Origin of the sequence: Bradyrhizobium sp. AUGA SZCCT0169 (genome assembly GCF_018130085.1) — a bacterium.
GTDB lineage: Bacteria > Pseudomonadota > Alphaproteobacteria > Rhizobiales > Xanthobacteraceae > Bradyrhizobium.
The window spans coordinates 24,425-37,629 of sequence record NZ_JAFCMC010000003.1 but is presented as its reverse complement, the minus strand read 5'-3'; the positions used below and the strand labels follow the sequence as shown (position 1 = coordinate 37,629).

The following is a 13,205-nucleotide window of genomic DNA, read 5'->3' as shown; positions in this document are numbered from 1 at the left end:
CCGTTACGAAATACCGCAACAAGCAACGCCGAACCTGATATCGCTCGCCGTCGGGCTCTGCTGGCGATAGCATCACAGCCTCGCAGTGGAAGGCGCCGATGAGTAAGCCAGGTCCGGTATTTGCGTGGGGGAGGCTGTCGGAGGACCTCGCGTTGTTCAAGGCGCTCACGCCGGAGCAGCGATTCAAAACCTTCGATGCCATGATCCGGCAGGACCTCGTCCGCGGCGAAATGCTGGTGGCGCAGGGGGACCCTGCCGACTCCCTCTACATTGTGTTGCACGGCGCCCTCGCGGTACGCCGCACCGGCGACTCTCTCCCGATTGCCGAACTCCGCGCCGGAGAGCTGGTCGGTGAGATCGGGTTCTTCGCCAACCTTGCCCGTACCGCCAATGTGATCGCCATCCGCGACACCAGCGTGCTCGTGCTGACGCGCACCGCCTACCAAAGCCTCGCGGAGAACACGCCGGCGATAGCCGAGGCGCTGCTTGCGGCGCTCGCGCTTCGGTTTGCTAAGCGAACGGAACAGATTCCAACGACGCGTACCTCGCCGATGGCGCGCACGGTGGCGCTGATCGATGGTGGCTTTGAGCCGATTCCAGTCGCCTTTTATCGACGCATGCGCGAGATCCTCGCCAGGACCAACGCCCAGATCGTCGATCCGGCCCGCGTCAGCTCGATGTTTCCCGGCCGCGAACTGGATGCCCCCGAAGTCACCGACTGGCTCAACAAGCTCGAGCAGGTTTCGCCGCTCGTGATTTATCTCGGCAGCGGTGAGGTGCCGGCCTGGACGCGGAAGGCGATCCGGCAGGCGGACATGGTGGTGCTGGCATGTCGCGGAGATGCGCCTGCGGAAAGCCTGACAGATATCGAAACCTTCGCCTGCCAGGTGCATCCGGTGTCGGCCCGCCGGATCGTGCGTATCCATGACCGGCGCAGCGGCGAAGTCAGCGGCACCACGGCGTGGCTCGCGCGCCTGCCCTGCTTCATGCACCACCACGTCGCGCTCGAGGATCAGCTCGACATCGACAGCCTGATCCGCTTTCTGTCCGGGCGTGCGATTGGATTCGTGGCCGCGGGAGGCGGAAGCTTCGGATTCGCCCATGCCGGCATCTACAAGGCGTTTCGCGAGCGCGGCGTGATGTTCGATATCTTTGTCGGCACCAGCGTCGGCTCCGCCATGGCCGCCGGCTTCGCCAAGAACTTCGAGGCTGACCGTCTCGAACGCGGCGCCCACGAGATCTTCGTGAAGAGCCGCAGCTTCCGCCGCCCGACCTGGCCGCGATACGCTCTGCTGGATCACAAGGCGTTCGATCGCGCGCTTGCCGAACAGTACGGGGCGGAGTGCAGGATCGAGGACTGCTGGCGGCCGTTTGCGGCGGTCGCAACCAACCTTTCGACGCACTGCCTCGAGCTGATCCAGTCGGGGTTGCTCTGGCAGGCGGTGCGCGCATCGAGCGCCATACCCGGGCTGTTGCCGCCCTTCTACACCAGGGACGGCGCGATGCTGGTCGACGGATGCCTGATCGATAACGTCCCGTTGGATCCGATGCATCAACTCAAGAGCGGCCCCAATCTGGTCGTGCATTTCGGCGAACCCGAGGTGGAGACGTTTGACGTCGACTACGCGGCGTTGCCCGGCCGGCTGGAACTGGCTGCCGCGATGCTGGTGCCGTTCCGCAAGAAGCTGCTTCCGGCGGCGCCCAACGCGGTCAACGTGCTGTGGCGCAGTCTCGTCGCCCATCAGCGCTATGATACGATCCCGGCCGCACCGACCGATCACGTCATGCGGCCACCAATTCCGGCCGGAGTCGGCGTAACCGAATTCGAACGCCACACCGAGATTTTCGACTCAGCCTATCTCTGGGCGCGGCAGCGCATCACAGTGCTCGAAGCGGAGGGCAATTCCGCTATTGCCGCCATTCTTGGAAGCGGTGCGCTGACCAGGCTGTGAGCGCTACATCTGTCTTAAGTCGACAGCACGGCCCGCAACTCCGCGGCCAGCAGGCGCGGAACGGGGTCGCCGGGACACTCCGCAGCCAAGCCTTCAAACAACTGCGCCGCGCCAGTCTTATCGCCTTCGATCAATCGATACGCCGCAATATATCGTTCGCGCCAATCCGCCGAGGCCTCCGGCGGCCAGGGTTCAAAAACCTCGACGGGCACGTCAAGGCCGCGCAGTGACGCGACACCGAGCGGCCTGAACAGGGTTGTCGTGCAGCGCGCGGCCGCGAATGGCCCGACACAGATGGTCGATCCATAACGCTTGTTGAGCGCCTCCAGGCGCGCCGCCGAATTGATGGAATCGCCGTGGGCAGTGTAGTCGAGCTTTGACCTGATCCCGATATCGCCGACAATGGCTTCACCGGTTTCGATTCCGATACGCGTGCGGCCAAAGCCGATGTGAGACGGTTCGATCCGGGACTGGAATCCCTTCGCCCATATCCGGATCTCCTCGGCGCAGTCGAGCGCGCGTTGCGGATGATCCTTGAGATCGAGCGGCGCGTTGAAGAACGCGTGGACGGAGTCGCCGACGATCTTATCGACCATCCCGCCATGCTTCATCACAATGGCCGCCATCCCTTCAATATATTCGTCGAGCACGGCGACAAGCTGTTCGGGTCCTGCGCGATGCGTCATCGCGGTAAAGTCCTCGATGTCGGTCCACAGCGCAGTGATCTCGCGCTTCTCGCCGCTCAACTTCAGGAGGCCCGGATTCTCCGCGATCCTCTTCACAACCGCCGGCGCCAGATGTTGCTCGAATCGGCTCCGGATGCGTGCTTCGCGACGGGCCACCAGCGCGTAAGAGCTGACGGAGGATGTCATGAAGACGAACAGCCCTCCGATGGACGGCATCACAGGATCGATCAGCCGATCCCCGAGCAGAGACGCGAGGATCGCCCCCGACCAGAGAACCGCCAAAGCGGTCAGGCCGACAAAGGCACCCAACACCGGCGACAAAGCGGACGCCGCGACCACGGCGATCAATCCCATGATCAGGGTCAGAGCAAAGCCTAACGGAACCGCTTGTGGCGCCCGGCGCGCGTAGATCTGCTGGATGGCATCGGCCTGAATCTCGACCGACGGGACAAGCGGATCAGTTGCCGTTTCGCGCAATCCGCCAAGCTCCGGCGCCGACCCGCCGATCAATACAATAGCGCCGGCAAGCCGCGCGCGTTGCATGGCGTTGTTGCTCACGACGTCAGCAGCGGAGATCGTGCGCGCCTCCCGTTTGCGGATGTCGGCGCCGGCCAATCGCAGCAGGCCGTCGCCGGGCAACGGCACGTCGAGATCGCCGACGATGATCCGCTGCGGGTTGGCATCGACGGAATAGGCCGGCGAGCGCTCAAACAGCCGGATCGCTTCCAGCGCCAGGCCCGGTCGCGTCGCTTCGCCGGCGCCGACGAGGAGCGGCACGCGCCTGATCCTGCCATCCGCGTCTCCGGGCAACGAAAGCGCGCCAAGCCCTTTCGCCGCGTCGACCAGCGGCGACACCGGCCCGAGGCCGCCGGTCATCCGCCAGAGGCCATCCAGCACGACCGGATGGCGTGCGAGAACCGGCACCCCTGGGACGCCGTCGGCCTTGTCGGCATCGAGAACAAATCCGAGCGCCACCGGAACGCCCTTCATCGCCGCGGCGAGATGCTTGTCACCGTCGAGAAGACCGCCGGCGAGCGCGCTGATATCCTGATTGCCGGTGAGAGAGCCGAGCTGTCGCGCCAACGCGGCTGGAGAGCGGGTATCCGCCTGCGTAAAGAGGACATCGATTCCAACGACGGCCGGCTTGCCACTGGCCACCGCTTCGACGAGGCGCGCCATCGTCTCGCGCGGCCACGGCCACGGCCCCAAATCGTCAAGTGTGCGCCGATCGATATCGACAACGACGACCGGAACGCTGCTAGCCGTCTCTTGCGGCTTCGATCGGCGGATCAGCCGGTCGGCCGCAAGCACCACATCGAATGCCCTTTCACGAGATACGTTCCGCCATTCCCTCGGCATCAACAATAGGGCGGCGAGGAACAGCGCGAGCGCTAGAAGTCCGGCAATCAGGCCTGAGTGCGTCTTGCCCAGCTGGCTAAGCATGAGATCCGTCAACTTCGGCGAGCTTGAGCGGATCGCAGAAGATTCGGTCAAGCGTGCGGCCAATGGCGCCGACTTCCTCCAGCTTACCCAGCGCCTCGTTGATCTTGGGACGACTGGCGCCGAGCAGCAAGGCGAGTTCGCCCTGTGACATGCCGAGATCAAGCGGCAGCCGCTTTCCCGGCACGGGCTTGCGGTCGCCAATCGCGACCAGGAAGAAGCGCGCCAGCCGGACATGCATCGGATGGAGCGCGATCGACTCAAGTTGTCCGCTGGTGTCCCGCAGCCGGCTGCAGAGAAACGATATCAGCCGCTCGGACAGCACCGGCCGCGCGGTCCAAAGCTTACGAAAATCCTCCTTGTCGAGCCGGTAGGTCGTCACCGCCGTGAGGGCGGTAGCGTCGGCGCTCCTTGTGCCGCCATCAAGCGCCGCAATTTCACCGAGCAGTTCACCCGCTGTCGCATGCCGAAAGCTCAATTCGCGACCATCCTCGGTGGCGATCGCCAATCGCACACGTCCTTCCGCGACGAGGTAAAGGCCCGTCGCGCGCTCGCCGCGCGTAAACAACGCCTGTCCCTTTTTGAATTTGGCTTCGCGAAACGACGGAATGCAGGCCTCGAGATCCTCGAGAGCCAGGCCCTTGAAGAGTTCGGTTTTCGACAGAAGAGAAACGAGAGTATCTTTGCTGGACATTTGTCGCCTGAATGAAAGGCCTCGGTTTGCAATGATTTGACGTCAGACCGGAAAATCTCTCCGCATCTTCAGGATCTCCATCGTGAAGTTATCCTGCATGCCGCGCGAAATTGATCAGACAAGCTAACTAACGCTGTCCAAAGCGCCGCGAATCCGCTCCGTGCCCCACTTGGTGGCCGCGGAGGGTTTCGAACCCGGAGTGGCCAGGTTTGTCCCCTCTCCTGCCTGTAGCACGACCTCGCTCCCGCCTCCGGAAACAGTGACCGTGCCGTGATCGACAAACACGCCAAAAACGCCGTTGCTCGGTCCGGCAAAGAATTTTGTGCCACGGACGGCAATGAGGCCGTAAGAGCTCCTGATCTTCATTGCGACGGGCCGGCTTCCACTCGGCCGGTCAAAAAGCATCGGACCGGACTGCAGCGAGATTTCGCCTCCGGTGGTCGAAAGAAACTGGTCAATGACCAGTTGCGCCTTTTCGCCGAGCTTGATCGTCGTGTCCTCGCCCATCAACATCGTCAGCCGGGAGGATGGCCCCGTCCCGACGCGATCGCCGACAAAAAGTGAGGATGCTTTCTGCAAAGGCCGCTGCTGGTTGCTCGCATCGACAAACGCTTCGCCCTTGATCTCTTCAACGCGGCCGGCAGGATCGGCGGCGCGCACTGGCGAACTGAGGGCTGCTGACGCAAGCAGCGTGCCGACGAAGCCCAAGAGCTCTCGTCGATCGAACGGATGCCCGAAATATCGCCGCGATCCCTGAAGCATGAAACGCATCGTACAATCCGCTCTATTGCGGGATTGATGCTAGCGGAGCAGCCAAGTGCAGGCAACCGGAAGCCAACAATGGCTGGCCTCCTGTGTGATCTCACTACCGAACCGCCGATCAGCTCAAGAGCAAATCGTAAACCAAATGGATGACACGCGGCCGCGACCGATGTTCTCAAGCCCGCATCGAGCGCGTTTGGATGCTGTCACGACAAATCGCTGCGACAAATTGCAGCGCTGGCTTCCTCAAGTCTGAACTCTCTCTCGCATGCGGGAGAGAGACGCCGAACCACCCCCAGGGCTCGCGAGGGCTCAACAACTGACAGCTCCGCAGCTCACTCCACTCCCATATAGTTCCTTATTTTCCAACGTGTTATCAGGCATGCAACCACTCGAATGCTTGCTGTCTGGAGCTGTTCCCGAGGGAACAGCGGGGTAAAGCGCCGTCCCCTATGCTCTACCGCCGACGTGAGGCTAGCGATAACCGCTGCCGGTCGGACGAGATGGAGAAAGTCATGATCACCCGGCCCAGCAACACCCACAGCCAACTCGGCGACAACGAACCCAATGCCGTCGTCGGCGGTCACCGCAAGTTTCGCTATAACACGATGAACGGCCGCACCTACGCCATCGGCTACGTCAACGGCCGCACCCTGATGGTAAGGGTCGACTGATTATCCAGCCGAGGATACGGCTGTCATCATCACCGTATTCTTGCTGGTTGATGGTTCGCTTGATGCAGACGAAAGAGAATGGGATAGCAATTCGCTGTCCCATCCTTTGCGCGGTTTGATGGACACTCTCAGTGACGTCTTCCGCGAGGCCTCAGCGATCTCGACGATGCCGCCTCGGCAGCTTATGCGTCGAGTCCTTCCGAGCGATGTCGCGAACCGTCATGCGCGTTCGAGCAAGGCGGCAAGGCGCGGATCGCTGTACTTGCTGGCGACTCCAGCGCGGCGCAGGTCCTCTGCATACATCACCAGCATGGCACGGATGACGGCAGGGTGCTTTGGCGCCACGTTGGTCGTTTGCTTCGGATCGGAGCGCAGATCATAGAGTTCGACCGGCTCGCTCGGCGTCGCGTAGAGCAGCGACCAGTCTTTCGTGGTGATGGTGACAGGCTGCCATTCGACCACCGTCCGCATCAGGTCGTCGACCACTTCGACCGTCTCGCCGGGATTGGCGAGCGGCAGAGCCGTCAGCACGTGATCGCGCCCTTCGAAGGGCTGACCGCGGACCGCGGGAAGCAGCGAGAGTCCCCGCATCTCCGCCTGGCGCGGCAGGCCGGCCATGTCGCAGATCGTGGGAGCGAGGTCGAGCGCGCAGGTCAGCTTGCTGGTTCGTCCGGGCTTTGCGCCCGGCACATGGATCAGCAGCGGCACCCTGGCGATTTCCTCGTAGAGCGGCGAACGCATCCACGTCGCTTCGCCGGGCGCCCTGCGGACCATCTTGCCCATCAACCCATGCTCTCCCAGCAGGAAGCCGTGGTCCGAGACGAAGATGATGGCGGTGGAGTCCTCGATGCCGAGATAGACGAGTTGGTCGAGCAGATGCCCGATCCAGCGATCGACCAGTTCGAGTTCGCCGCTGTAGAGCGCGCGCGCCACCGCGATGTCGCGATCGGTCATGCCGTGCTTCTTGCAGTCGCCATAGGGCGGGTGCACGCGTTCGCCGGCATAGTCGGGAAGATAGTGTCTGACGTAATAGGCGGGCGGGTCCCACGGTTCATGCGGATCCCAGGTGTCGACCAGCGCAAAGAACTTATCCTGGTAGATTTCCTCCAGGCACTTAGCTGCCTGCACCATGGTGATCGGTGCCGGGCAATCCATTTCGCCGGTGCGCGGATCGGGCTTCACCTTGCCGGTGATCGGCCATTGCGGAAGCTTGCCTTCGCCTTGGCGCTTGGTCTTGTTGGGTGCGGTGTAGGAGCTGTAATGCGGCGTTCCCAGAAGCTGGGATTTCATGTCGTAGAAGAAGTTGAAGCCGCGATCATATGAATAGCCGTTGACCTGGTAGAACGGCGTGTCCACCACGCCGAGCGTCGTGTAACCCGCTTCGGTCAATGAGGTCGCAATCGAGCGATCGGCGCGCGGCAGCGCGCCCCAGCCGACGCCGGCAAAGGCAGGCTTGCCGGTGAGATAGTCGTAGCGCGCAGGCACTGTCGGAAAGCTCGACGCATAATAGCGATCGAAGACCATCGAGCGCGCGGCGAGCCGATCGAGATTGGGAGTTCGGACGTGGCCCCCGTTGTAGCCGAGCATGTCCCAGCGGATAGTGTCGGATACGATCATCAAAATGCGTTGCACCACGCAAACCTCCCATTTTCTGCGTTCTTTTTTAGTAATATATCACATATCACATAACGGCGGTCAACTGTAATATGTCACACGTTACATTTACTCACCCGCGAGTTTCGGGTAGTGACAGCCATGGATCTTCGACAAATCGGCGCATCGAGCCTGGTGTCCGGGCCCAGCCTGCGGGAGCAAGCCAGGCAGGTGATCCGTGGACTGATCATCACAGGACAGATGCAACCCGATCAGCTCTATTCCGTCCCGCGTCTCGCGATCGATCTCGGCGTCTCGGCGACACCCGTCCGCGAAGCTCTGCTCGATCTCGCGCGCGAAGGCCTGCTTGAGCCCGTGCGAAATCGCGGCTTTCGCGTGGTCTCGCTGTCGCCTGGCGAACTCAACGATATCTTCGCGATCCGCGCGCTGCTGGAAGTGCCTGTTGTCGCCGAGATCGCGCGGGCCCGCCTCACACCCGCGCAGACAGAGCATCTGCGCGAACTTGCCGAAGCCACGAAACGCGCCGCCGATGACGGCAATCTCATTGAGTTCCTGGAGACCGATCGCCAATTCCACATTGGGCTCATCGCCACCCTCGGCAACAAGCCCCTCGCCGACCTGGTCGAGACGCTACGTGATCGCGTTCGGCTTCACGGCTTCAAGAATGGATCGACCCGGGAGCATATCGCGCAGTCGGCCAGCGAGCATTTCCAGTTGCTCGACGCGCTGTCGAAGCAGGATGAGGCCGGCGCTATTGCGGTGATGCGCCGCCACCTCGAACGATCGCGCCACGTCTGGGGCGAAGGCGATCGCAAGCCGCACACCGAAGATCAGACCTGAATCGAGGTCAGCTTCTTCAGGCACCGTAGCGCGAATGACGATCGGCTGTGGCGGATGCCCGGAATGCGATAAAGCTTTTCTCGCAGGAAGCGTTCGTAGCCGGCCGTACTCTCGACGGCGACCTTGACCAGATAGTCATAATCTCCTGTCGTGAGATAGGCCTCGATCACTTCGGGCAAACCAGCGAGCAATTCTCCGAACCGCTCCAGCACCTCCTCATCGTGACGGTCGAGCGTGATTTCGATGATCACTGTTTCCGGCAGACCGAGCTTCTCCTGATTGAGGAGCGCAACATAGCCGTCGATGTAACCCTGCTTCTCCAGTCGCTTGAGTCTGTTCCAGCATGGCGTCGTGGATAGCCCGACCTTGTCGGCCAGCTCCGCCGTCGTGAGCCGTGCATCGGCTTGCATCGCCCGCAAGATGCGCCGGTCGGTCTCGTCAAGGCGCAGTGAGTCCTTCCGCCGCGTCGCTTTCATGACCGAGAACTCTATTCTGGGTATTGGTTCATTTCCGAGGATAATCATATCGGTAACTTGCCAAATTGCCAGACGAAAGGAAGCCTCTTCTCAGGAAACACGGATACAACTTCTCCAAATTTGAAGGGGATGCCGTGTTCATTCTGGAGCTGCACGCAAGCGATCTACATGCCGCGCTCGGTCGCCTTCTCGACCAGGTGCGCGTCGCCGACCTTCGGCTGGCGGCCGTCGATGCCCGCCAGGAAGCCGGCGAATACAAGATCCAGGCTTCCATCGACGTCCGTGACCGCCAGGCCGTCGAAAGGCTCGCCCGCCGCGTCGGCGCGATCATCGGCGTTGCCGCGATCGAGGTGAGAGGCGGACGTCAGCACGCGATACTGGCGGCCGCCCCATGATCTCACCCGATCAGGCGCGCAATGGTCGCCGCAACAGCTTCCGACAGGTCCGCTAACCGTCCCTCGCGAGGCAGCTATTCCCAGGACCAGGCGGAGAAGTCATTTTCGAATTGCGGGACTTCCTTCCACACACCCTTCAGCTTCTTGCTCGCAATGGTGATCCATTGCGGCTGGAACAGGAAGCCGGCAACCGCATCGGTAGCCAGCATGCGCTGCGCGTCGCCGAGCAGTTTGGCGCGTTCGGCCTCGGCCGGTGTCGCCTTGATCTGCTGGTAGAGCGCGTTGAAGGCCTCGTTGTTATAGCCGAGATAATAGTCAGGCTCGGTTATCTTCACGAGATCGAACGGCTCGACATGCGAGACGATGGTGAGATCGAAATTGTGCGGGCCGTTGCCGGCAAACACCTGTGACAGCCACTGCGCCCATTCGACGTTCTCGATCTTGGCTGTTATGCCGACCTTGGCGAGCTGGGCCGCGAGGATTTCCCCGCCGTTGCGCGCATATGATGGCGGTGGCAGCTTGAGGCTGAGCTCCAGCGGCGTTTTGACTCCCGCTTCTGCCAGCAGCTTCTTGGCCTTTTCCGGGTCGTATGGATTGATGCCGGTCGTGTCGACATAGCCGAGCGATCCCGGCGTATAAAAGCTGCCGATCGGCGTGCCAAAGCCATCGACGGCGCCGTCGATCATCGCCTTGCGATCGATGGCCGCGAGAATGGCGCGGCGGACCCGCACATCGTCGAGTGGCTTCCTCTTCTGGTTGATGCCGACGATGGTCTTGGCTTTGGAGCCGCCGATCAGCACATTGAAGCGCGGATCGGCCTTGAATTGCGCCACGCTGCGCGCCACCGCGCCGCGCGGAAACGCATCGATGTCGCCCGACAGCAGCGCTGCAACCTGCGCGGCGGGATCGCCGATGAAGCGGATCGTCACCTTGGAAAGCTTGATCGCAGCGGCGTTGCGATAATCCGGCCATTTGTTCAGGGTGATCGACGATCCCTTGGCCCAGGCACCGAGCGTAAAGGGTCCGGTCCCGACCGGCTGCGTCGCATTGGTCGGCGCGCTCTTCGGCTCGACGATCGAGCCGCCGGCCTGACCGATCAGGAACGGCAGGTTCGGTTCGGAATATTTGAGCACGACCACGACCGTCTCCGCGTCAGGCGCGGTGACCGACTCAAACGCCTGATACAGGCTCTTGTCCTTGTTGGTGCTGGTCGGCGCCGCGTTGCGATCGTAGGAGAACTTTACCGCAGCGGAATCGAACGGCTCGCCGTTGTGAAATTTGACGCCCTTACGGAGCTTGAACGTATAAGTCTTCAGGTCTTCCGACGCCTTCCAACTCTCGGCGAGCAAGGGCGATACCGAACCGTCCTCGTTGATCTTGGTCAACGTCTCATAGAGGTTATAGAGCGTGACCTCGGCAATGGCCGCAGCGGCTGCGTTGGTGGGATCGAGCCCCGGCGGCTCCAGCGTCATGCCCATGACGACGCTGTCCTTCTTGCCCTGCGCCAGGCTCGGCAGCGGCGCGACGGCGAACGCGGCCACAACTGCAAAAATGGCTAACTTCCAGAACATCGCTTGCTCCCCTGACATATCGCGCGACCAGATTAAGCCAGTCCCGCATAAAAGGCTAACTCTCCTCCGACGCTACCGGAGGCAATGCCATGACAGTCTCGGCGCGATGGCACGCGGCTGATTGCAATGGACCCACCTTGCGCAGCGCAGGCGCGACCTCGCGACAGTACTGGTCGGCGAGCGCACAGCGTGACGCGTAGGGACATCCCGTTGCGCCCAGCGAATGCGAGGCGATCACCTGCGCACCGCGGCGCCGGCGCACTCCGCCGGCCCGGGCGCGCGGCACCGCTTCGAGCAGCGCCCGCGTGTAGGGATGGGCGCAATGCGCGAACAGATCCTCAGGGCTCCCCTGCTCGACGATCCGCCCGAGATACATCACCGCGATCTCGTCGCAGAGATAATCCACCACCGCCAGATCGTGGCTGATCAGGACATAGCTCAACCCGAACTGATCCTGCAGGTCTTGCAGGAGATTGAGCACCTGCGCCTGCACGGAAACGTCGAGTGCGCTGACCGGCTCGTCGGCGACGATCAGTTTTGGCTGGGTGATCAGCGCGCGTGCGATCGCGATGCGCTGGCGCTGGCCGCCGGAGAATTCATGCGGGAACTTGTCCATGTCGGCCTCGCGCAGTCCGACCTGCCGCATCACGTCGGCAACGCGCTGACGCAGCGTGGCGCGATCCATGCGTCCGAGCGCGGTCAAGGGCTCCGCGACGATGCGCGCAATGGTCTGTCGCGGGTCCAGCGAGCCGTAGGGATCCTGAAACACCATCTGAAAATCACGCCGGGCGCGGCGTAACTCGTCAGCCGGCAGCCGGTTCAGGTCGCGGCCCATGAGCGACACCGAACCCGACGACGGCCGCTCCAGCGCCATCACCAGCCTCGCGAAGGTCGACTTGCCCGATCCGGACTCGCCGACCACACCGAGGCTTCGGCCCGCCGTCACCTGCGCGGTGACGCCGTTGAGCGCATGCACCTGTCCGGCCGGCTTGAACACGCTTTCGCGCGGCAAGGTGTAGCGCTGCGCCAGATCCTTCACATCGAGCAGCGGCGGTTCGGCGGACGATGACACCTGGTCCAGCACGGTCATGCGCCCAAAACTCCGGCCGCCTCAGCCATCGAAACATCCGTCCTGAGACAGCGCACGCCGTGGCCGGCGCCGACGTCCACCGCGGCCGGCGGCGCCACGCGGCAACGATCCTCGACGATCGCGCAGCGGTCAGCGAAAGTGCAACCGGAGGGCAGATCGGCAAGCTCGGGCACGGTGCCGGCGATGGTCTTCAGCCGGGTGCCCTTGCGCGCCCCAAGGCGCGGGCGAGCGCGAAACAGCCCCTGCGTATAGGGATGTCCCATGCGCGTGAACACCGCATCCGTCGCGCCGCTTTCGACGACGGTGCCGCCATACATCACCATCATGCGCTGCACATTCTCGGCGATGACGCCGAGATCGTGCGAGATCAGAATCATCGACATGCCGCGCTCGGCAACGATATCCGCGATCAGGTCGAGAATCTGCCCTTGAATGGTGACATCGAGCGCCGTGGTCGGTTCATCGGCGATCAGCACGTCGGGCTGGCAGGCCAGTGCCATAGCAATGGTAACGCGCTGCCGCTGCCCTCCGGAGAACTGGTGCGGATAGGCATCGACGCGTTTCGCCGCATCGGGCAGCCCGACACGATCGAGCAAGGCGATGGCCTGCTTGCGCGCCTCTCCCGCCGAACAATTGGTGTGGCGCCGCAATGGTTCGGCCACCTGGCGGCCGATCGTGTGCATCGGATTGAGCGCGGTCATCGGCTCCTGGAAGATCATGCTGATGCGATTACCACGCAGCTTGCAGTAATGCGCATCCGGCAGACCCACCAATTCGCTACCGTCGAGGCGGATGCTGCCGCTGATGACGGCGCTGTCGGGCAGCAGGCCCATCAGCGCCAGCGCGGTGACGGATTTGCCGCATCCGGATTCGCCGACGAGGCCCAGGGTCTCGCCGCGCCTCAGCGAGAAACTGACGCCGCGAACGGCCTGCGCGGGGCCGCGGCTGGTGTTGAGCCGCACGCCGAGGTCGCTGACTTCGATCAAAGGCGCGTTGGCGGACACGGTCATG

The 13,205-nt window shown here is 62.8% G+C and carries 12 protein-coding genes; 4 read left to right on the top strand and 8 right to left on the bottom strand.

The window, feature by feature from the left end:
* Window positions 1-98: 98 nt before the first annotated feature.
* Complete coding sequence (locus JQ609_RS03850) at window positions 99-1,952, top strand: patatin-like phospholipase family protein (RefSeq protein WP_212272078.1); 1,854 nt, start codon at window positions 99-101, stop codon at window positions 1,950-1,952.
* A gap of 14 nt (window positions 1,953-1,966) precedes the next feature.
* On the opposite strand, the gene JQ609_RS03845 is transcribed toward JQ609_RS03850, so the two are convergent.
* The 3 genes from JQ609_RS03845 to JQ609_RS03835 form a co-directional block, all read right to left on the bottom strand.
* Complete coding sequence (locus JQ609_RS03845) at window positions 1,967-4,081, bottom strand: CHASE2 domain-containing protein (protein WP_212272077.1); 2,115 nt, start codon at window positions 4,079-4,081, stop codon at window positions 1,967-1,969.
* The gene (locus tag JQ609_RS03840) at window positions 4,074-4,772 is read right to left on the bottom strand and encodes a Crp/Fnr family transcriptional regulator (RefSeq protein WP_212211124.1); all 699 of its coding nucleotides are present in this window, start codon (window positions 4,770-4,772) and stop codon (window positions 4,074-4,076) included. The genes JQ609_RS03845 and JQ609_RS03840 overlap by 8 nt, the downstream gene beginning before the upstream one ends.
* A 123-nt stretch (window positions 4,773-4,895) precedes the next feature.
* The gene (locus JQ609_RS03835; RefSeq protein WP_212272076.1) at window positions 4,896-5,534 is read right to left on the bottom strand and encodes a FecR domain-containing protein; all 639 of its coding nucleotides are present in this window, start codon (window positions 5,532-5,534) and stop codon (window positions 4,896-4,898) included.
* A 515-nt stretch (window positions 5,535-6,049) separates the two neighbouring features.
* Between JQ609_RS03835 and JQ609_RS03830 the strand changes: the two genes are divergently transcribed.
* A complete protein-coding gene (locus tag JQ609_RS03830; RefSeq protein WP_212272075.1) occupies window positions 6,050-6,208 on the top strand; it encodes a hypothetical protein in 159 nt (52 codons plus the stop codon).
* A 219-nt stretch (window positions 6,209-6,427) separates the two neighbouring features.
* Here the strand turns inward: JQ609_RS03830 and JQ609_RS03825 are convergent, their stop codons facing one another.
* Complete coding sequence (locus JQ609_RS03825) at window positions 6,428-7,840, bottom strand: sulfatase (protein WP_212272074.1); 1,413 nt, start codon at window positions 7,838-7,840, stop codon at window positions 6,428-6,430.
* A gap of 123 nt (window positions 7,841-7,963) precedes the next feature.
* On the opposite strand from JQ609_RS03825, the gene JQ609_RS03820 reads away from it, so the two are divergent.
* On the top strand, window positions 7,964-8,662 hold the full coding sequence (locus tag JQ609_RS03820) for a GntR family transcriptional regulator (RefSeq protein WP_212272073.1): 699 nt from the start codon (window positions 7,964-7,966) through the stop codon (window positions 8,660-8,662).
* Here the strand turns inward: JQ609_RS03820 and JQ609_RS03815 are convergent.
* Window positions 8,653-9,138 carry an Lrp/AsnC family transcriptional regulator gene (locus JQ609_RS03815; protein WP_212034820.1) on the bottom strand — a complete coding sequence of 162 codons (486 nt, stop codon included), beginning with the start codon at window positions 9,136-9,138 and terminating at the stop codon, window positions 8,653-8,655. The two genes, JQ609_RS03820 and JQ609_RS03815, sit on opposite strands and share 10 nt — an antisense overlap.
* A gap of 134 nt (window positions 9,139-9,272) precedes the next feature.
* Between JQ609_RS03815 and JQ609_RS03810 the strand changes: the two genes are divergently transcribed.
* The gene (locus JQ609_RS03810; RefSeq protein WP_212211113.1) at window positions 9,273-9,533 is read left to right on the top strand and encodes a hypothetical protein; all 261 of its coding nucleotides are present in this window, start codon (window positions 9,273-9,275) and stop codon (window positions 9,531-9,533) included.
* A 74-nt stretch (window positions 9,534-9,607) separates the two neighbouring features.
* Here the strand turns inward: JQ609_RS03810 and JQ609_RS03805 are convergent, their stop codons facing one another.
* The 3 genes from JQ609_RS03805 to JQ609_RS03795 are packed head-to-tail and all read right to left on the bottom strand — an operon-like array spanning window position 9,608 to window position 13,204.
* On the bottom strand, window positions 9,608-11,104 hold the full coding sequence (locus JQ609_RS03805; RefSeq protein ID WP_212272072.1) for an ABC transporter substrate-binding protein: 1,497 nt from the start codon (window positions 11,102-11,104) through the stop codon (window positions 9,608-9,610).
* A 55-nt stretch (window positions 11,105-11,159) separates the two neighbouring features.
* Window positions 11,160-12,194 carry an ABC transporter ATP-binding protein gene (locus JQ609_RS03800; protein ID WP_212272071.1) on the bottom strand — a complete coding sequence of 345 codons (1,035 nt, stop codon included), beginning with the start codon at window positions 12,192-12,194 and terminating at the stop codon, window positions 11,160-11,162.
* Complete coding sequence (locus JQ609_RS03795) at window positions 12,191-13,204, bottom strand: ABC transporter ATP-binding protein (RefSeq protein ID WP_212272070.1); 1,014 nt, start codon at window positions 13,202-13,204, stop codon at window positions 12,191-12,193. The genes JQ609_RS03800 and JQ609_RS03795 overlap by 4 nt, the downstream gene beginning before the upstream one ends.
* Between the last annotated feature and the right edge of the window lies 1 nt (window position 13,205).